The 20,444-nt window shown below is 55.3% G+C and carries 11 protein-coding genes; 1 reads left to right on the top strand and 10 read right to left on the bottom strand.

The window, feature by feature from the left end; translation table 11 throughout:
* Positions 1–218: 218 nt before the first annotated feature.
* The 6 genes from FUA23_RS16865 to FUA23_RS16840 all read right to left on the bottom strand — a co-directional run bounded on the left by FUA23_RS16865 (position 219) and on the right by FUA23_RS16840 (position 13,978).
* Complete coding sequence (locus FUA23_RS16865; protein ID WP_187271106.1) at positions 219–1,727, bottom strand: RagB/SusD family nutrient uptake outer membrane protein; 1,509 nt, start codon at positions 1,725–1,727, stop codon at positions 219–221.
* Positions 1,728–1,830: 103 nt separating this feature from the next.
* Positions 1,831–5,034 carry a SusC/RagA family TonB-linked outer membrane protein gene (locus tag FUA23_RS16860; RefSeq protein ID WP_187271105.1) on the bottom strand — a complete coding sequence of 1,068 codons (3,204 nt, stop codon included), beginning with the start codon at positions 5,032–5,034 and terminating at the stop codon, positions 1,831–1,833.
* 322 nt (positions 5,035–5,356) lie between these two features.
* A complete protein-coding gene (locus FUA23_RS16855) occupies positions 5,357–7,165 on the bottom strand; it encodes an arylsulfatase (RefSeq protein ID WP_147931935.1) in 1,809 nt (602 codons plus the stop codon).
* Between the two features lie 169 nt (positions 7,166–7,334).
* Complete coding sequence (locus FUA23_RS22410; RefSeq protein ID WP_187271104.1) at positions 7,335–9,062, bottom strand: family 16 glycosylhydrolase; 1,728 nt, start codon at positions 9,060–9,062, stop codon at positions 7,335–7,337.
* A 206-nt stretch (positions 9,063–9,268) separates the two neighbouring features.
* A complete protein-coding gene (locus FUA23_RS16845; protein WP_147931934.1) occupies positions 9,269–10,705 on the bottom strand; it encodes a DUF1501 domain-containing protein in 1,437 nt (478 codons plus the stop codon).
* Positions 10,706–10,792: 87 nt separating this feature from the next.
* Entirely contained in the window at positions 10,793–13,978 is a 3,186-nt protein-coding gene (locus FUA23_RS16840; RefSeq protein ID WP_147931933.1) for a DUF1553 domain-containing protein, read from the bottom strand.
* A 163-nt stretch (positions 13,979–14,141) separates the two neighbouring features.
* Between FUA23_RS16840 and FUA23_RS16835 the strand changes: the two genes are divergently transcribed.
* The gene (locus FUA23_RS16835) at positions 14,142–15,410 is read left to right on the top strand and encodes a glycoside hydrolase family 117 protein (protein ID WP_147931932.1); all 1,269 of its coding nucleotides are present in this window, start codon (positions 14,142–14,144) and stop codon (positions 15,408–15,410) included.
* 151 nt (positions 15,411–15,561) lie between these two features.
* Here FUA23_RS16835 and FUA23_RS16830 read toward each other — a convergent pair whose 3' ends face one another.
* The 4 genes from FUA23_RS16830 to FUA23_RS16815 all read right to left on the bottom strand — a co-directional run bounded on the left by FUA23_RS16830 (position 15,562) and on the right by FUA23_RS16815 (position 20,356).
* Complete coding sequence (locus FUA23_RS16830) at positions 15,562–17,358, bottom strand: sulfatase-like hydrolase/transferase (protein WP_147931931.1); 1,797 nt, start codon at positions 17,356–17,358, stop codon at positions 15,562–15,564.
* Between the two features lie 130 nt (positions 17,359–17,488).
* The gene (locus tag FUA23_RS16825; protein ID WP_147931930.1) at positions 17,489–18,739 is read right to left on the bottom strand and encodes an NAD(P)/FAD-dependent oxidoreductase; all 1,251 of its coding nucleotides are present in this window, start codon (positions 18,737–18,739) and stop codon (positions 17,489–17,491) included.
* 2 nt (positions 18,740–18,741) lie between these two features.
* Complete coding sequence (locus FUA23_RS16820; RefSeq protein WP_147931929.1) at positions 18,742–19,050, bottom strand: 2Fe-2S iron-sulfur cluster-binding protein; 309 nt, start codon at positions 19,048–19,050, stop codon at positions 18,742–18,744.
* Positions 19,051–19,183: 133 nt separating this feature from the next.
* A complete protein-coding gene (locus tag FUA23_RS16815) occupies positions 19,184–20,356 on the bottom strand; it encodes a cytochrome P450 (protein ID WP_147931928.1) in 1,173 nt (390 codons plus the stop codon).
* Positions 20,357–20,444: the final 88 nt, after the last annotated feature.

Genomic DNA, 20,444 nt, shown 5'->3' with positions numbered 1-20,444 from the left:
GTAGCGCGGCCGCAGGTGCAAAGCGGGGATTACGGCAGAGCGGAGACCAGCCTGAAAGGTCGTTTCCTTTGCTCGTAAAACTGGCTTTGCACCCGCGTACGCGCCCAAAAAAAGACCCCGGCAAATAACGCGTATTTGCCGGGGTAAGATAAGATTGTTGCTGTAACTGCCCCGGATACCGTAAGTGGTGAGACAGGTACAGGATTAATCTGAAACCACTAATTCTCGTAACCCGGATTCTGCGTCATGCTCTCGTTGAGGTCAAGAACACGCTGCGGAATAGGCCAGTAAATGTGGTGAGGTTTCGGATCGGGCCTACCCGGACAAACCGCCGAGAAAGAACAATCGAAATCGGACATCAGCGGGATCAGTCTGCCGGTACGGATCAGGTCTCCTTTGCGGTGGCCTTCGTAAAGCAGTTCCTTCTGGCGCTCCTTCAGGATGGCGTCGATCAGCGCTTCTGTCCCCATGTCGGCGGTCAGGTCCGGAAGGAATTCATCCGCCGAGGCTTCGCCACGGGCACGAGCCCGGACGCGGTTTGCGGCAGCAACTGCCGCTTCGATGTCTCCACCCGAGCGGATCTCTGCTTCAGCATAACCGAGCAAAACTCCCGCCAGACGAATGTACACGTAATCGAAAGGTGTATCGTTGGCCCACGACTGGCCGTTGGCCACCTGCGGCTTCTGCCATTTCCAGGGAAGGAACTGGTTGGGGCCACGGGTACTATCCTGTACGTTGGGTGCATTGTGGTAGGCAAAAGAAACACGGCGGCGAATATCATCACGGTCGAACTCCATCTCCAGTTCGGAGTTGGCCCATGCAGTACCCCAGCCCGCACCGTCAGGCAGCTGACCACCGGGGCCCATGAAACTACCCAGGTTGGAGGTAGCGGTGTTGTCCAGCGACTGGCCGGGGCCGTCGTGCTCTACGATGTAGATGCCCTCGTCGTTGAGTTCATTCTGGTAACTGAACACAGATTCAAAATCATCGAGCAGGTTGTAGCCCATACCCATTACAGATTCGTACTGGTCGGCAGCGAGTGCGTACTTATCGTTCTGGTTGAGCGGCTCCCCTGCCATCTGAAGGTAAACGTTGCCCAGAAGTGCCTGAGCTGCACCCTGTGTGATCCGGCCGGTATTCATTCCCGGCTCAAGGACGCTGACTGCAAACTCCAGTTCGCTGGTAATGAACTCATAGATAGCAGCGGGGTCGGCCTGGGTGAAATCGAGGTTCGTAAAGTCAGTACGCTCTTCGGTTTCCAGCGGAACGTTACCGTAAATACGAACGAGGTTGAAGTAGAAGCTGGCGCGGATGGTCCGGCCTTCGGCCAGGATACGGGCTTTCTCCTCCGGATCGATCTTATCTTCCGTCATCAGACTGATCTGATTAAGGATGGTATTGGCCCGGGCAATTTCCTGATAGTGGCGCTGGTAGATCGTGTAGAAAGCGTTGATCGTAGGATCGAGTTGAAACAGTGCGATGAGACGGCGATCCGGCGGATTGGTCCATGGTGGCACCACGATGTCGTCCGTTCCGTGCATACCCCAAACGTTGGCTACGCCGGCATCACCTCCGGAGTAACCCTGGATACGTTGTTGGCCGGCATAGATGGCGTTGAGGGCAACCTCCGCATCGCTGGCGTTGCGGAAAAAGTTGGTAGGAGAAAGTCGGTCCGTTGGTTGTTCCACCAGCAGGTCATCGTTACACGAAGTAAAAACAAGCAGCATGGGGACAAATAGCAACCAGAGTGACCTAGTAGTATGTTTTAGCATGATTTTTTTAAAATTGAATCCGTCCTGGACGGATAATTGTTAGACAATCTGTTTTCTATTAGAAAGTTACGCTCAGTCCACCGCGGAAAACGCGCTGACGAGGGTAGCTGTCTAAGTCGACACCCGGGGTTGTAGCGTTATTACTTACACTTACTTCGGGATCGTAACCGGAGTAGTTGGAAATAATCCAGGCGTTGTCGACGGCCAGGAAAACGCGTGCGTTACTGCTCGATATGAAGCCACGCGGAAGATTGTAGTTAAAGGTGACGTTGGACAGGCGCAGGAATGATCCGTCTTCGACGTAATCACTAAGTGCCTCTGAGCTTACACCGCCGTCCGTAAGTCCCCAAATGCCAGGGATGTCAGAATCGGGGTCATCTAGTGTCCAGCGGTCACGGATTTCACCGAGTTTGTTCAGGCCGGTGATTGCCGTGGTTGTACCGAGGTTACGGTTGAGGTTATACACCTCGTTGCCGATGGAGAACTGCCACAGGAAATTCAGGCTGAAAGATTTATAGCGGAAATCGTTGGTGAAACCACCGAAAAGATCAGGTTGTACGGATCCCAGGATGGTCCGGTCAGCAGAGTTGACGATTCCGTCGGGAACCATTACACGGTTACCGTTTTCATCGAAACCGGCAATGTCCTTGATTTTAACCATACCAGGACGGTACTGCGCAACACCAGCGCGGGTAACCACACCTTCATGGAGGGTGTAGAAGTTGTCCCAGTACTGAGGGTTCTCACTGTTCCGGATCACGTCGGCGGCTTCCTGAGTGGAAAGACCATCGAAGATGGGGAAGTCAGAGTAGTTGTACACTCCGTCGGTGATGTAGCCGTAGTAGCTGCCCAGCGGGTCTCCTACCCGGACGATGAAGTCCTGGCTGGTAGGCCCGGGTGCATTGAAGAGAATCTCTTCGGCATCGCCGATGTCTTTAACGGTGTTCTCGTTACGGCTGAGGTTCAGGCGAATGTTCCAGGTAAAGTCTCCCCGGTCGATTGGAGTAGCGTTGAGCGAGAGCTCGATGCCTTTGTTTTCCACTTCGCCCAGGTTCTGCAGAATCACATCAAAACCACTCTCCGGCGGAGAAGGAGTGTTGAGGAGTAGGTCAGAGGTGGTCTTCACGTAGTAGTCGAAGTCGAATGTGATCCGGTTGTTGAACAAACCGAGTTCAAAACCTACATCAGACTGTGCGGTGGTTTCCCAGGTCAAAGCTTCGTTAGCAGGACTGGTCTGGGTGGCACCACCAACGATAGAGCCGTCGATGATGGCACGGGTCGGGCCGAAGGCCGCCAGCGAACGGTACTCACCGATGTTGTTGTTGCCCGATACACCGTAGGTAGCACGAAGTTTCAGGTTACTGATGGTCTTGCTGTTGGTCAGCCAGGGTTCTTCGCTTACGCGCCAGCTGAAGGCAGCAGAGGGGAAGAAGCCCCATTTGTTACCTTCGGCAAAACGGCTCGAACCATCGCTACGGCCACTTACCGTAAAGAGGTATTTATCGTTGAGGGTGTAGTTTACACGCCCCAGGTACGACTTCAGCCCCCAGGTGGATTTACCGGACTGGGTAAGGAGCTGGAGGCGCGAAGACTCCAGTGCATCGATGCTGACCCCCGGAAGCGGGAAGTCCTGGTTGTTCGTGCTGAGGTTGCGGTTAGTAGACTGCTGCTGGGTAAAACCGGCAACAACGTTGAAGCGGTGTATACCGAGGTCTTTATTGTAGTTGACCGTGTTCTCGTTTAACCAGCCGTAGCTGCGGAAAAGGTTCGTGAAGGCTGCACCGCCAATGGCTTCGGACCAGCCGAAGTCACTCGGGTAAGCACCCTCGCTGTTGACGTTGTAGAAGTTACCACCAAAGGTAGATTTAACGGTCAGCTCATCACTGAAAGCGTACTGCAGGTAAGTGTTCGCGAATGCATTGACGGTATTACCGAAGTTGTGGGTGCTTTCTACCTGGCGCTCCGGGTTGAAGGTTGCTCCGTTACGGCCACTAAGGATAAAACCATCCTCATCATAAGTAGCTTCCGCGTCACGGATGCGGCCCTGCACGTTGGGGAACAACAAAATCTGAGTCAGCAAACTGGAACGTGAAGTACTGTTGCCCTCAACAGCAGCCGTAACGGGGCCGCCACGGTCGACAAAACCAGCGTTTACGTTAATGCCCGCGCTCAGGCGGTTAGCAAGTTCCTGATTGATGTTCAGGTTGGTGGAGTAACGCTCGTAGAAAGAGCCGGGCAAAATGCCTTCGTCACGTCCGTACCCGAAGGAAACGTTGTAACGTGTGCGGTCGCTACCTCCGTTCAGGTTGAGGTTATGACGCATATTGAAGGAGTTCTTGAATATACGCTCGGCCCAGTTTCTGGTTTGGATCACGTCTCCGTCAAGCGCGAGGTCGTTGCCGAAATCATCACGGTAGGCACGGTCCTGATCGTTGAAAGTAACGACGCCGAAGGCGTAGTATTCGTTCCAGAAGTCCACGTACTCCTGCGGAGAGAGGATGTCGATGTTTTTAGTGATCGACCCGACGCCGAAAGAGTTGTTGTACGTCAGGCGTGCACGGCCTTCTTTACCCGTCTTGGTGGTAATCAGAATTACCCCGTTGGCACCACGGCTACCGTAGATGGCCGTAGAGGAGGCATCTTTGAGTACCTCGATCGACTCGATATCCTCGGGGTTGATGGTGGAGAGCGGGCTCTCACTCACCGTACCGGGTCCGGCGCTACCGTTTACGTTGGAACCAACCAGCGGGAAACCGTCGATTACGTACAGCGGATCGCTGGTTCCGGTGATACTCGTACCTCCACGGATGCGGATAGTAGAGCCGGAACCGGGGCCACCCTGTGTCCCCGTCACCTGAACTCCCGCAGCCTGGGCCGCAAGGCCCTGCTCGAAGCTCGAAGACTGAACACGCGTCAGATCTTCCGACTTCACGGAAGAAACAGCTCCTGTGAGGTCCTTTTTATCGACGTAACCATAACCAACTACGACAACCTCTTCCAGCGTTTCCGCATCGGTAGCCATAGTAACGTCAATCGAGGAACGGTTGTTAACCGCTATCTCCTGCGTCTTATAGCCGGTGTAAGAAAGCAGCAAAACACTGGAACCACTGGGAACGGTAAGTTCATATTTACCGTCGAAGTCAGTAATCGTACCAGTATTCAGGTCTTCTTTTACCCTAATCGTTACGCCAATCAGAGGATCTCCTTCATCGGAGACAATTGTACCGGAAACAGCCAACTGGCCGTAAACGGTACTGCTCATAGCACATAGCAGTATGGGCAAAATTGCCCCTGCCGCCAGGCGATGAAACATAATTTGAAAAGTGTTTTTTAGCATGATAAACTAGTTGAGTGTGAGGTAAAAGACCATCCGAAATACGGGAGGTCTTCTTCAATTATCCTTGAGGACGGAACAAATGTGGGAATTGAATCAATCCCGCTACGCTACGCATGTTTTATAAGCTAGAACAAATGGTTTAAAGCGATTGAATCCTTGGTTTTTACCGTTTATTCTGGTTTTCAGACCTTTCCGGAGCAGAAATTACAAGCAGCTACAGCCGGAATGAAAGTCAGTTTTTTCGCTTTTATCCTTTTGGTGCCAGGGTTACGTAGTAAGCTCCCCGCTCTGTTCCGCTTTCGTCTTTCACTACGGTGAAAAGCTTTGTGGGGCCGGCAACTAATTCTGCCTCAAATTCGACGTAAGCATCCGCTGATCCCGCCGTGGCCTGTAGTTCCTGATCATCGATGAAGCAACTGACCTCTACCGGGCGGATGCTCAACCCCGGTTTGTAGGCAGTACCGTTGGGAATTTCGTCTCCCGGCGGAGCAACGGACCCGAAAGCAAGCCCTGATTCCGGAGGGTACCGGTACAGTCTGATGCGGTAGGTTCCTGCCCTTGCTGTTTCGAGTGCCCACCAGCCATTGTCCGCCAGGCCAGCACGGATGTAATTTTGGTTCCAGGGCGGCGGATTGGTCGTGTGCCAATCGTGGGCTGTAAGCAGGGTTTCGGGCTCTGCCTCGTCCCCGATGACGATTCGGTGCATCACTTTCAGGTCTTCGGTCATGCTGTCCCACCAGGCATCATAAGCGGCCTGCATGGCCGCTACCCGCTCAGGATGCTGACCAGCCAGGTCTTCCCGCTGGCCAGGATCTGCGGCCAGATTGTACAGGTTTTTCCCGTTGATCAGGCGCCAGTCGGCTTGCATCACACAGCTCTGTTTGCCTCTTACCGGTACCTGTTTGCGCTGCGTATCCACTACCAGGAAACGGTCGTTCAGAAGTTCCTGACTCCCGGATGTGAGCAGTGGCATCAGGCTGGTTCCGTCGAGGCGATCCCGGGAGGCGACCTCTCCTCCGGCGTATTCCACCAGGGTTGGCATGAAATCGGTGTAAGCCGTTAGCTGATTGTACTCTTGCGGCTTAATTTCGCTTTTAGCGGGGAACTTCATGAAGAAGGGAACCCGGTGACCGCCTTCGTATTCTTTGCCTTTGTAACCGCGCATCCCTGCATTAAATCCTCTGGTGACGTGGAACGATTGATCATAGGCGGCACCCGCAGCGGTGCCGTTGTCGGTCATGAAAATAACGAGCGTGTTTTCGTCCAGCCCCGAGGCTTTCAGCATCGACATCAGTTTGCCCACGTTTTCGTCTACGTTGGCGATCATGCCGTAGAAATTAGGATTCACGATAGCATCGTTGTTTCGGTAGGGCGCTACGTATTTTTCCTCGATGTGAAACGGACCGTGCGGAGCGTTCGTAGCGATGTAAGCAAAAAACGGCTGTTTCGCCGCCGCTTTGTCCTTAATGAACTTCATCCCTTCCTCAAACCATACGTCTGTGCAGTAACCGCTGTATTTTTCAGGCTGTCCGTTGTGGAAGTAGGTATCATCGAAGTAATCGTTGTTCCAGGCGTCCGGGGTTTGACCAACGCCACCTCCGCCGTGAATCAGGACTTCATCGAAGCCCCGGTCCTGCGGCCGGAAGGGATAATTATCGCCCAGGTGCCACTTCCCGAAAATGCCGGTGGTATAACCCTCTTCTTTGAGTTCATCAGCCAGGGTAACAAAACGGGTGCCAAGCATCGAGTGCCCACCGATCGTGTGCCATGCTCCGGCACGGTTGCAGTTCACACCGCCCATCAGTCCGGCCCGCGTCGGCGCACACGTAGTCGCGACGTGAAAATTGGTGAAGCGGACGCTCTCGTCGTGCAGCGCATCGAGGTTCGGCGTCTGCAGCCACGGATTTCCGTGTGCGCCCAGGTCTCCGTAGCCCTGGTCGTCGGTCAGGATAAATACTATGTTCGGAGGCTGTTCCTTTGCGTCGGTTTCAGGTTGGACGGCGCGGGCGCAGGTGCAAAGAGTCGTTAACGAAAGAAGGGCAATTAATCGGAGCATGTCGGTTATTCTGATCGAAATTAAGATGGATCAAACCGCTGTACATTTTGCTCCGAAAACAACGAACGTCCCAAAACGCATAGCGTTTCACAAGTCCCTCCCCCGTGGGGAGGGATTTAGAGAGGGGTTTCATGGGCAATGTACAGCCATTTGAAAATGGATGTAAATTTTACTTTTCAGCGCTGGTCAGGGTATAGGTTCTCACCCAGTCCACGTACATCCGGTTGCGGGAGTCATCGGCGAGCTCTTCGTCGGTTGGGGTGTTCCCTTTTTCCACGCGCCAGTCGTGGTCTTCGGTGTCCAGGATGAGGTACATCGGCCGGTCCATATTGTCGACGCTTTTGTCGAGGTAGGTTTTCGTGTAGTTCTGGTCAAAGAGCTTCGCGTCGGCCCACGAGCTGTTCTCCATTTCCTTCCCGTCGATGTAAAAGCTCACTTCGGTAGGGCTCTTCCAAAAAACACCGAAGGTGTGGTAATCCATACGCCATGGGGTGGTATCCGGCAGGTAGTGCCCACTCAGGTCATTGAAGTCGCCGTGAATGCCGGATGCATCTCTTTTGAAGAGATGAAAATTAGTGGTTGCCCGGGTCGGGTGCGGCCAGGCCTCGGTTCCTCCGTACACCTCCAGCACGTCGATCTCCCGCTTAGCGTCTTTGCTCAGCATCCAGAAGTTGCTGCTCAACTCCAGGTTGCTGGCCTTGATGCGCGCCTCGGTGTACACCGGATAGCTGATGGGCTTCTGAGAGGTGATGATGCCCGCCCCTACTTTACCGTCGGATTCCCGCGAGGCCCTGATCACCAGATTTCCGTTTTCAACCTGGCTGTGGTCTTCCCGCCAGCGGGTAAGCCCGGGCCCTTCCCATTTGCTCATGTAAGCAGACCGCCAGCGCTTCGTGAAAGCCTCCGGCTTTCCGCTGTAGTTGAAGTCGTCGGAATAATCCTCCAGCAGGGTCCATTCCATGCCCGGCCCGGCAGGGGCCGGTACGGGCAACGCTTCCCAGTCGGCCGCAACCTTCTTTTCCGGAAAGTCCTTACTCCATACACGTACGTATTTTACTTTCATCTTTCCCTTCAGGCGGTCATCGTCCGGCAAGGCACCGAACCATTTGTTGGACTCACAATTGATGTTGATCTCCAGCGGCTGATGCCAGTGGGTGTTTTCCTGTTCCCGGAACAGGACGCCGTCGAGGTAGAAACGGATAAACTCCGGCGTCCATTCCAGTCCCCAGACGTGGTAATCCTTTTGCAGTTCGAATGGTACGTAGTATTTTTTGTTGAGGGCAAAGTGCTCCGTTACGTTCCCTTTACCGGGCGGAGCCCGGAAGACGTGGACGTTGGAGTTCAGGTCGTGACGGTTCCATTTCACCCCCGGCGCATTTTCGCAAATATCGATCTCTGTCCACCAGTCTTTATCCACGTTGGTCAGCCAAAAACCGCTCACCCAGGGAGCGTCCATCGGCTTGAGTTCCGCTTCGATGTAGCCGTACAGGAATTTCTCCCGGCTCTTGATGAAGCCCGTGGTATGGGTAAAGCCTTCCGGTAAAGCCTCCTTGCCGTGTTGGTTTACGCGCACCACTACTTCGCCACCTTTCTGGCGGATGTTACTACCGTGGAAAAAAGTAGGCGGGCGCCCTTTCCACTTCGGGTTGTTGGGGTACCATTTCGTTTCGTTGAGTTTGCGCCCTTTAAACTCATCACTCAGCGAAGTATTCAACTCCCAACCGCCACTGTTTTTCTGGTCACTGAGGGGCAACTGGTCGGTGCTGCGTTGGGGCGCTGCGGAAAAGTCGAGACTATCGGTATAGTGCTTCAGTGGTTTGGTCTCCTGCGCCTGAAGCCCGGCACCAAGGAGAACCGAAATTGAAAGTAACAGGCAGCGGAGCGTGGTAAAACTCATTTGTTTTTATTTTAATTTGAGGCACCCACCGGGCGGGTGCGATTGTGTTTTTTCGGTAGCCGCACAGATCGTTGATCAGCGGACTTTTTTACGGCACAACAGGGCCGACTACAGCCGGGGAGCTCTGCTTTTTAAGACCCTTTTTTGCACCCGCGGCCGCGCCCCATAAAGAGCGGAGCAACTCAAGAATACCTGCCATCCTTCGGTCAGACGAGCAGTTTCTTCACTACGTGGCCGTGTACATCCGTCAGTCGGTACCTCCGGCCCTGGTGCTTGAAGGTGAGTCGTTCGTGGTCTACCCCAAAGAGGTGCATGATGGTAGCGTGAAAGTCGTGTACGTGCACGGGATCCTTGGTAATGTTATAGCTCAGATCGTCCGTCTCTCCGTAAGATAATCCCGGTTTTACGCCGCCGCCGGCCATCCACATGGTGAAGCACCGCGGGTGATGATCGCGGCCGTAGTTCGTCTTGGTCAGTTTCCCCTGAGAGTACACCGTCCGGCCGAATTCTCCGCCCCAGATCACGAGCGTATTTTCCAGTAATCCCCGCTGTTTGAGGTCTTTAACCAGTGCCGCAGAACCCTGATCGGTGGCTTTGCACTGGTTTTTTATACCGCCGGGCAGGTAAACGTGCTGGTCCCATCCACGGTGGTAGAGGGCGACGTACCGCACGTCTTTTTCCAGGAGTTTCCGGGCCAGCAGACAGTTGGCGGCAAAGGTTCCCGGGTCGCGGCTGTCGGGGCCGTACATATCGAAAACAGAATCCGGTTCATCGCTCATGTCCGCCATTTCCGGCACGGAGCTTTGCATTCGGTAAGCCATTTCGTACTGTGATATACGGGCGTCGATTTCAGGGTCTCCGTAGGCAGATTTCTGCACGCTGTTCAGCCCTTTGAGGTAGCCCAGCATCCGGTGCCGGTCTTTACCATCGTAGCCTTCCGGATCGTTGAGGTACAAAACGGGGTCTTTGCCCGACGAGAACTGTACGCCCTGGTGCTCGGCGGGCAAAAAGCCGTTGCCCCACAAGCGGGCGTAGAGCGGCTGCCCGCCTGCGTTCTTCGATTGGAGCACCACGAAGGTTGGCAGATTGTTGTTCAAAGATCCCAGGCCGTAACTCATCCACGAACCAATGCTCGGCCGGCCGGGCAACTGGTGGCCGGTATGGAAAAAAGTGATGGCCGGGTCGTGGTTGATCTGCTCGGTGTAAAGGGATTTCACAAAGCATAGGTCATCAACGATGCCCGCAGTATGGGGCAGCAATTCACTCACCCACGCCCCTGACTCGCCGTACTGCTTGAAGTCATAGACCGAAGGAGCGATCGGTAAACTCGACTGATTAGCACTCATCCCCGTCAGCCGTTGCCCTTTCCGGAACGAATCGGGCAGGTCCTGCCCGAACATGTCTTTCAGCTTGGGCTTGTAATCGAAAGTTTCCAGCTGTGACGGTCCCCCACTCTGAAAGAGGAAAACGATGCGCTTTGCCCGCGGCGCAAAATGGGGCAGACCGGGAATTGCGGCCATCATTTCTTCCTGAGATTCAGCCTTCATCAGGTTACTGAGCGCAAGCGCGCCAATACCGAGGGTTGCCTTGGTCAGGAAGTTCCGACGGTCCATTTTCTGCTGTACTTTGAATAGCTCGTGCATGATCTTTAGGTTTTTTGGATGACGGTGGCAGGTGCCTTTGGGCGCGGTGCGCAGGTGCCGAAATAGTTAGGGGAAAAAGCGGAGAGATTACCGTTTGGTAATCACCGCGTCGGAATTGATGATGACGCTGGCCAGTACGGCGTCAGCGGCCACCTCGATGGGATCGAGCGTTGGGTCGGCCCGGGTATAACCGGCCGACAACCAACCGTCTGCCTTGGCGGGGTGATCGGAGAAAACATCTACTTCCTGTTTACGCAATTGCCGCAACAGATTGATTTCCTCCTCTCCCGGCGGCCGACCGCTCAGGTAGGTAAATACCTCCCTAATGGCTTCGTCCCGGTTCTGAGCTTTGGTGATCCTGCTGCCCAGAATGCGGGCAGCTTCGACAAAAGCAGGATCGTTCATCAGCACCAATGCCTGCAGCGGCGTATTGGTCTCCTGCCGGCGAACGGTGCATTCGTTGCGGTTCGGTACGTCGAAGGTGGCCAGGGTTGGGTGCGGAACCGTTCGTTTCCAAAACACATAAAGGCTCCTCCGGTAGAGTTCATCTCCTTCGTCCTGCTCGTAAACGGCGTTGTTCATCTTCCACAGCCCTTCGGGTTGGTAAGGCTTCACGCTTTTGCCCCCGATTTTATCGTTCAGCAGCCCGCTTGCAGCCAGGGCATTGTCGCGAATCATTTCCGCGCCCAGCCGGCCCGAAGGGCCGCGCGCGAGCCACACATTGTCCACATCCGCCAGGCGTTGCTCCTCACTTACTGGTTTAGAACTCATGCGGTAGGTCCTGCTCATCACGATGGTCTTCAGCAAAGCTTTGGTGTCCCAGCCGTTGCTGATATATTCTGTGGCCAGCCAGTCCAGTAATTCCGGATGGGTAGGCAGTTCTCCCTGGTTACCGAAGTCTTCGGCGGTTCTCACCAGGCCCCGCCCGAAGAGTTGCAGCCAATAGCGGTTGACGGCTACACGGGCGGTCAGTGGATGCTCCGGCTGGAACAACCACTGCGCCAGCCCCAGGCGGTTGGCCGGGGCCCCTTCGGGCATCGGGGCCAGCCAGTCCGGCGTCCGGGTTTCTACGGGTTCAGTTGGCGAATCGTAAAGCCCGCGGTCCAGGATATGTGATTGCCGGGGAGTTTTCATTTCCCGCATAACCATTATCTCTTTCACCTGCTCCATACTGTCGACCAGGCGGGAGCGCGTTGCCATCAGGTCTTTGTAGGCGATCTGGTAGGCTGGTAGCGTAACCATGAAGTAGTACTGCCGCAATAAATCCTTCTCGGAGGAGGAGAGTTCTGCAGCTCCTTTGGCCAACAGTCGACGGGCTTCTTCCGGGTTTCCGGAGCGCATCACCTCCAGTGCACTGAGTGCACGGCTGTACACTTTGATTTCGTCCACTACGGTTCCCTTCACGCCTTTCCCCCGCCAGCGGGCACCGATTTGCAGCCCGGGTTCGATCACGTCTTTATAAATGACATCGGTCATATTATGAAAGATGATGTCGCGGGTCAGGTCGTCGGTTCTAACGTCGGTAGGCAGTTCTTTACCGTTCATGTACAGGCGGTATCCGCTGGCTTTGCTGGAACCGTCGTACGTAACTGCCAAGTGAATCCATTCATCGCGGGGTACGTCTGTCTCGGCAAACTCGACGATCGAATTGCCGGGGTTGACGTGTGCCATCAGTAGTTCCAGCCCGAAGGTGTCGAGGTAAAGATGGTACCCCCGTTCTCCGTGCAGGCGGGTCCCCTGCCCTTTGTGGAAGAGAAAGCCGGTTTTCAGGTCTTTGGGTATTTTGGTCCACATTTCAATCGAGAATGCTTCGTCCCGCGAGTAAACTCCGACCGGGTAGAGGTCCAGCCAGGCGTCTCCGTCCAGCAGGAGGCCGTTCCCGGAATGACCTTTCGTCATTTCGGGCGATTCGCTTTGAGAAAACTTTCGATCCATTTTACCTTTCTCAGCGGGTCGGGCGGCGTTGATCAGCCGATTGTTATCGAGCGGATAGTGGGCCCGCAGGCTCGCGGTTCGTGGCAGTTTCTTGTAGCCTTCCTGATTGATCCACTCTTCGGCCCTGGCCTTGTTTTCTTCCGTTACCGCCACTAGCCCGGCTTCCTGTTTTTTTTCCATTTCCCGGAGGAAGGTGATGATGCTGTCCTGGCGCTCGGTTGGCAGGTCGAGACGGGGCGGTGGCGTTGCGCCGTCCCAGGGGATGAGCCCGGCTTCGTCGACATTGTTGAAGAAACTGTAGAACTCGTAGTAATTCCGCTGGCTGATGGGATCGAACTTATGGTCGTGGCACTTTGCGCAAGAGAGCGTAAGCCCCAGCAGCCCGGTACCTAATACATCGGCCCGGTCCGCAACGTAAGCGCTGCGGAATTCCTCTTCGATGATTCCTCCCTCCAGGTTTTGCGGGTGCAGGCGGTTGAAGCCCGTGGCCAGGATTTGTTCGCGCGTAGCGTTGGGCAGCAGGTCGCCGGCCAGTTGCCAGGTTACGAATTCATCGTAGGGTTGGTTTTCGTTGAACTTCTCAATCACCCAGTCCCGCCAGGGGCTCATGTCGCGGTAACGATCGACGGTGTAGCCATGGGTATCGGCAAAGCGGGCCAGGTCCATCCACTGGGTGGCCATGCGTTCGCCGTAAGCGGGGCTGGCCAGCAGGCGGTCTACCTGTTTTTCGTAAGCATCAGCGGACCGGTCGCTCTCGAATGCTGCAATTTCGGCTGGGGTTGGGGGCAGGCCGGTTAGGTCGAAGCTCAGCCTGCGGAGTAGCAAGTCGCGGTCGGCCTCCGGGGCGAAGCCGAAGCCCCTGGCTTGCTGTTTGCGGCGGATGAACTTATCGATCGGGTGATCATTCCATTCTGCTTCCGCTACGGTAGGCGGTTCCGGCCTTTCGGGAGGGATGAACGCCCAGTGATCGGCGTAGTCTGCTCCCTGTTCTATCCACTTAGCGATCACGGCTTTTTCGTGGTCGGAGAGCGGAATTTTGGCGGCGGCCTCGGGCATAACGAAGTCGGGATCGTCGCTGAAGATCCGGGCCAGTATTTCGTCTCCGTCAACGAAGCCGGGTACGTCGAGGCGCAGGTCGGCGGCCCGGCGGGCCGCATCGGGCCCGTGGCAAAGGAAGCACTTATCGGACAGTACCGGTTTAACGTGAATGTTATAATCTAACCGTTTGGGTAAAGCGGCATAAGCCTCTTCCACCCCTTCAGGTAAGTTGGGCCCACAGCCACTACAAAGTGCCAGCACGGTCATAACTAACAGACCATAAAGGAGATAACTTTTCATGGTTGCAAGATAACGGCACGCCTAAGGCCTCTGATACAACAAATGATTATTAGACTACTACTGAAAACCATATCCGGACTTTCATGATCCTGATCCTTGAAAATGCTACTTACCTTTTGCCATCGGTACTAAATAACCATTCATTATTAACCCATTTGTCGTCATGTTTTCAACTTTTATTCAGCGTTTTGCGCCCTTGTTTCTGCTGGGGTTTCTGGCTGCAGCCTGCTCCCCTAAAGTAACCACTCCTGATCCGGTTACGAGCTTCCCCTTCGAGTTGCCCGACACCCGCCCCGACCGGCCGCTGAGCAGGGCCATGGAACGCAACTACACTGCCTACCCTGCCCCCCGCCCTGAGGAGAACGAGCTCTTTTCACAATTCCGCTACACCAAGCTCGAAGGCTTCGACTACAACAACGGCGACGGAACCATCTCCCGGCGGGATCCCTCCAAGGTCATATTTGCCAACGGCAAATACTACGTCTGGTACACCTACCGCAACACCCCGACCCCGCCCAAAGGAGCTGATGCTTCCACCGAAACCATTCCGTCCAGCGACTGGGACCTGAGCGAAATCTGGTACGCAACCAGTAAGGACGGATTCACCTGGGAAGAACAAGGTGTCGCCGTAGCCCGCCCGCCCAAGCCTCAGGTGGGCTGGCGCTCCGTAACCACCTGCGACATCCTGGAGTGGAAGGGCAAATACTACCTCTATTACCAGGGTTTCATGGAAGCCAGCGGAAAAAGAGGCGACGACTGCCCGGTGGCGGTGTCTTACGCCGATTCTCCGGACGGGCCCTGGACGCCGGCCAACCAGGTCGTAATCCCCAATGGCCCGGAAGGAGCGTGGGATCAGTATTCCATCCACGATCCTTACCCACTGGTTCACGATGGTAAGATTTACATTTACTACAAATCCGATTTCGGCGGCGCTAACAAAACCCTCGTCCGGATGCAGGGGCTGGCCACCGCCGATGATCCGCTGGGCCCCTTCACGAAGCACCCGCTCAATCCGGTCATCAACTCTGGTCACGAAACCACGCTCTTCCCGTGGCGCGAAGGCATCGCCGCGCTCGTCATCAAGGACGGCAACGAACACTTCACGATACAGTACGCTGAAGACGGTGTCAACTTCGACATCAAGTCGATCGTGAAGCTTATGCCTACCGCAGCGGGGCCTTACCTGCCCGATGCTTTTACCGATACAAAAGATGGCCGGGGAATAACCTGGGGCATTTCTCACATCACCAACGCAACCACCTGGAGCCAGAACCACGCAGTACTGTTACGCTTCGATTGCGACCTCAGCCAGGACGTACACGACCCCGAGATGAAGAAGCACAATACATACTACAAGCCAGACTTTTACTACAAGCACGGCCTCAGCAAGGCCCAGCGGGAACGCATCAGGAAAGCGAATACAAAGCAGTAATTTCCGGGGGGGGGAATAAGCTCTAACTTTCAATGCACCTGCGTGCGCGCCGGATACGATTGTATTTCGGGCGCGCACGCGGGTGCAGGGAGAGGTTTCCGGCGAGGATTTCCCCAGGCACTACGGTAGAATCAAAAAAGATCTCTAGCCGCTAACGTACGGTAACCACCAGCGAATCACTTAGCCCGTCGCGCCGGAAAGTAACGGGCAGATTGGTGGCCAACGGTTTTGCGTCCTCCCAGGAATAGAGCGACACGACCGCCCTACCCTTTTTCACGCCACGAACCATCCCGAACTTGTCCACCTCCGCCACCAGCGGATCGCTGGAATGGTAAATCACGTTGTTTCTCGTAGCGTTGGCCGGCTCCAGCGTATGGTTAAGCTGCTGGGTTTCACCCACCGACATCTCCACATCACGCTGCACCAAACCAACGGATTCGACCGGGATGTATTCGTTGCGGACAATCACATTACGCAGGCGTTGGTAGGCGGCCTCCTGTTCGTCCGTAAGGTGGTTCAGGTCAAGGCCGCTGTAAAGACGTACTTTCCATTTCCGCTCCAGAAACGTGTCACCGGCCTGTTCCAGGCTGTCGCTTCTCAGGTCGAAGAAGCGGCCTTCAGGAAACTCTTCGGTAGGCCCGTAGTACTTAAAATCGTTGTCGAAGGCGTACCGCAGCAGCTTATCCGTTTTCTCTACCGGGTCGTTGCCATTCCACCACGAGTAAACATGATCGCGGTGAGGTTCCGGCTTTCCCATCACCTGCTGCCAGAAACTGACACCATCCAACTCCGAAGCACGGGGTATCTCTATTCCCGTCGCTTCAGCGATGGTAGGAAATATGTCGGTGATATCAACAATGCCCGTGTATTCGCGGTAAGGCCGGCTGCGGGTAGATTGAATGGTTCCGGGCTGGCTGAAAATCAGCGGAACGTGGGTTCCGTTGTCGGCGGTTCCGCCTTTCCTACCGGGATATTCTTCTCCCGCCGGCCACACATGGGTAAAGATTTCCTTGGTGCCGTTGTCGCCCATCACCACGATCAGGGTACGTTCACGCAGCCCGTGTTCTTCGAGTTTGGCGACCACTTTCCCGATGAGCTTGTCCATGTATTCGATCATATCGGGCAGGTACCGGGGGTCGTCACCTGTGTGTCCGTCGCGGTTATGGTTTGCTTCGTCGAAGTTGTCGAACAGGCTTTCGGGTTTTGTATCCGGGGTCGGCTTATGGTCGTCGTGCACCAGTAACATCGGGTAATAGAGGAAGAAGGGTTCGTCTTTATGACGGTCGATAAAGTCGAGGGCGTAGCGGTTGCAGATGTCGGGCCCGTACCAGCGTCGCCCGGTGGCGGGGTCGGTGTCCGTACGACCGTTGTAATCCATTATTTCCCCGTTGATGACCAGGTTGGGATTGATGAAGCGCTGCCCTTCTCCGATGACGTCGAAACAAGCGAACTCATCCCAACCGAACTCGTAGATGTAGTCTTTGCCCGGTATTTCCTTGGTCCCACGGGTCTGCTTCCATTTCCCGAAAATGCCCGTGGCGTAACCTTCGCGCTGAAACACGTCACCAAAGGTTACATCCGAAGCATGTTGCGACTTGACCTTCAGCAAGTTGCGCTGGTTGGTTTTGCCACTCATGAGCGCAATGCGACTGTTTTCGCAGATGGGATAAGCGTGGGAATTGGCACAGACGAGGCCATCGGTCGTTAGTCCGTCCAGGGTTGGGGTACTGAACTTCTGGTTGGTAAACAGGCCCCAATTGGAAGAAAGACGGTCGGCTCCGTAGGCCGAAACACCGAGGTAACTGAGGTCATCGATCAGTACGAGAACCACGTTGGTTTTTTCCTCCTTTGTGAGGACATCGCTCACTTCAGCTGCTTCCGGCGTGCAGCCCGTGGCCAGGGCAAAGTGAAAGATCAGCAGTAGTTGGATAAATCGTGTATTAAGCATGGTCCAAAGCTATCGCCCCGGGCCACCCGGGGCTAACACGATCCGTTTTGAGCGTAATACGAATGATTTAATCCTGAGTTACCGGATCGCCTGACGGCAGACCAACGCTTCCGAGAAACGGAATTAGGGATCAGGGCATGATGCTACGGGGGTGGAGTTCTACTTCGGGATCGGCCAGCTTTTCCGGGGCCGGGCTGCGCCCTTCTTTCAGAATTTTCATGCCCAGCATATACGCGCGGGCATGGTTGACGGCATCCACCGCAACCAGCTGGTCGTCGGTAAAATACCATAGCGAACGTTTGCAGGGCGTGCTGTCCGCTTCGTTGCGAACGATCACCCGGTTGTACCCTGCGGCGATGCCACACATTTGTAGTTTCACTTCGTACTGATCCGACCAAAACCAGGGAATGGCGTCGTAAGCTGTGGAAGAACCGCAGATGTTAGCGGCGGCGACCTTAGCCTGGTCTACCGCGTTCTGAACGGATTCAAGCCGAATCTCGCGGCCGTAGCGGGGGTGGTGAAAGCTTGTGCAGTCTCCGATGGCGTAGATATCAGGGTCGGAGGTAAGCATCCGGCCATCTACCAGAATACCGTTCGAGTTTTTCAATCCTGCGGATCTTGCCAGTTCCGTATTCACCCTTACCCCGACGCCGACGATGACCAGGTCAGCAGAGAACCGCAAACCACCAGCGCAAACCACCGTCAGGCTGTCTCCGTGCTGTTCCACCGACGAAACGTTGTGTTCGGTAGCAATGGCGACGCCTTTTTGGGTGTGCAGATCTGTAAAAAAGGCCGACATCTCCGGCGAGGTGACCCGCGCCAAAACCCGGTTTTCTCTTTCCAGAACGGTCACCTCACCGCCCAGTTTCCGTAAGGACGCAGCGGCTTCCAGCCCGATGTAGCCTCCGCCAATGATGACGACATTCTTGCCACGACTATTCATGAAGGCCGCCCGGATGCCCCGGGCATCCGCAGCGGTTCGCAGCGGAAAGACTTTGTCGCTGCCCTTCAGTCCGGTAATCGGAGGAATAAATGGGCTCGCTCCGGTGGCCAGGATCAGTTTGTCGTAGGCGTGCCTCGTTCCGTCCGCCAGTTCGATCCGCTTCGCGGAGCGTTCGATGGCACGAACCGATACTCCACGGTGCAGGCCGATCTGCTCGGTTTCATAACTGGCTGCAGCCTTAAGCAGGCTTTCTTCTACGGTAGTATCTCCGGACAGGAAGCCCTTAGACAACGGCGGGCGGTGATAAGGCAACTCCTCGTCGCGGTCGAAAATGGAGATTGTCCCCGCCCATCCCGCCCGCCGAAGAGCAAATGCCGCGTTTACGCCCGCGTGGCTGGCGCCTACAATCAGGCAGCTTTGGTTTTGGGTGTCTTCCACGGCTAATTGGCTACTTTGAGGGTAATTCCGTCGAGTTCGTCTGAGATGGACATCTGGCAGCTCAGGCGGCTGAACTCACTGGCGTTGTCGTCGAATTCGAGCATATCTTTTTCCATGTCTCCCGGCGCACCTGTTTGCGCCCAATCTTCGGGGGCTACGTGAACGTGACAGGTAGCGCAGGAGCAAACGCCACCGCAGTCTCCGTCGATGCCGGGTACGCTGTTGTTGACGGCCAGTTCCATTACGGAACCGGAGGCTGCTTCGAGTTGCATTTCTACGCCGGCCTTAGTGATAAAGTTGATTTTAGCCATTTCAGTTAAAAATTTCAGATCGTTTACGAAGAAGTAAACTGTGCCGCTTTGTTCCTTTTTATCAGGGAACCGGTTTGTGCACCAGCTTTGCGGCAACCAGCATACTGTTTGATTAAAATTGTGGACCAGAGAATCAGGAAATTTTCACCTGCAGGCGGTGAAAACCTACTTTGCGGTTGAAATCTCCCCACTGTTCGATGTTGTCTTGGTGGTCGGTGACTTGAATGCTGCTGACCCTTTGGGTCAGGGCGGTGATCAGTACTTTCAGTACCTGGCGGGCGTGGGGCGCCCCGAGGCACTTGTGAATACCGAAGCCGAAGCTGAGGTGAGGATTGGCCTTGCGTTCGATGTCTACTTCATTCGGCTTCTCGAACACCTTCGGATCCCGGTTAGCAGAGGCCCAGCAGAGAGATATCCGGGAGTCGGCCGCAACGGGACAGCCGCTGACTTCAGCGTCAGAGGTCGCAACGCGCCCCATGTGCGTCAACGGCGCGAAGTAGCGGACGAGTTCCTCGACCGCCCGGGCCGACAATTCCGGTTGTTCCCTTATTTTCTGCAGGTCTTCCGGATGCCCGGCGAAGTACGCCAGGGTATTGGTTACGGCGTTGATCACGGTATCCCGCCCTCCGGCGAAAGTCAGAATCATTACGCCCTTGATTTCCTCATGGGTTAGTTTTCGGCCGCGGTACTCCGCCCGGAGGAGGTGGGCGAAGATGTCTTCGCCGTTCTCAACGTCGCGGGAGGCGCGCTCGATCTGCGCGTCGAGGTAATCGTAAAGCTGGTTGGCTTTGTCTCCGTCAAGCGGATCATCGTCGCTGCGGAACACGTGGGTTCCCCAGCCAATCCATTCCTCCGCTTCTTCGAGGGGGCAGTTGAGCAATAGCGTCAGCGCACGCGACTGTAGCGGCAGGGCAAAATCATGTACCACTTCCAGCTCTCCGGAGGAGATTGCCCGGTCCAGTTCCTGATTAATGAGGTTGGTAAGTCCAGCCTCGTAGGATTCGGTCAGCGGCCTCCGGAACCAGCCTTCCACCAAAGCGCGATATTCGGTGTGTTCGGGAGGGTCCGTCTCGAAGGGAATCTGCCGGATGTCGCGGATATTGACCTCAGAAGGCACTACGATCCTGCCGGGTTTCGCTCCCGACTGAAAGGTTCTCCAGTCGTGGGCAGATTTTCTCACGTCGCGGTGGCCAAGAACCATCTTTACGGGGTCCCCCTGGTCATCGATCTCACGGATGCCTTCCGCAGCGCGAGCTGCGGCAAAAGGATCGGGGAATTCACTGAAAGGGCATTTTGCTGAAGACATGATCGGTAAGTATTTAAAGCGTACCTGTGCGGAGACGCTCCTGGCAAAGTTCGACAGACAGCGACTTCAATACATTGCGGATAAACAC

Source organism: Neolewinella aurantiaca (assembly GCF_008014675.1).
Lineage (GTDB): Bacteria > Bacteroidota > Bacteroidia > Chitinophagales > Saprospiraceae > Neolewinella > Neolewinella aurantiaca.
This window is presented reverse-complemented; position numbering and strand designations above follow the sequence as displayed.

Bases quoted from the DNA above. Each gene is read 5' to 3' on its own strand.
- FUA23_RS16845 (WP_147931934.1), bottom strand. From the start codon at position 10,705: ATGCACGAGCTATTCAAAGTACAGCAGAAAATGGACCGTCGGAACTTC.
- FUA23_RS16820 (WP_147931929.1), bottom strand. From the start codon at position 19,050: ATGGCTAAAATCAACTTTATCACTAAGGCCGGCGTAGAAATGCAACTC.
- FUA23_RS16860 (WP_187271105.1), bottom strand. From the start codon at position 5,034: ATGAGCAGTACCGTTTACGGCCAGTTGGCTGTTTCCGGTACAATTGTC.
- FUA23_RS16815 (WP_147931928.1), bottom strand. From the start codon at position 20,356: ATGTCTTCAGCAAAATGCCCTTTCAGTGAATTCCCCGATCCTTTTGCC.
- FUA23_RS16855 (WP_147931935.1), bottom strand. From the start codon at position 7,165: ATGCTCCGATTAATTGCCCTTCTTTCGTTAACGACTCTTTGCACCTGC.
- FUA23_RS16835 (WP_147931932.1), top strand. From the start codon at position 14,142: ATGTTTTCAACTTTTATTCAGCGTTTTGCGCCCTTGTTTCTGCTGGGG.
- FUA23_RS16865 (WP_187271106.1), bottom strand. From the start codon at position 1,727: ATGCTGCTTGTTTTTACTTCGTGTAACGATGACCTGCTGGTGGAACAA.
- FUA23_RS16840 (WP_147931933.1), bottom strand. From the start codon at position 13,978: ATGAAAAGTTATCTCCTTTATGGTCTGTTAGTTATGACCGTGCTGGCA.
- FUA23_RS16830 (WP_147931931.1), bottom strand. From the start codon at position 17,358: ATGCTTAATACACGATTTATCCAACTACTGCTGATCTTTCACTTTGCC.
- FUA23_RS22410 (WP_187271104.1), bottom strand. From the start codon at position 9,062: ATGAGTTTTACCACGCTCCGCTGCCTGTTACTTTCAATTTCGGTTCTC.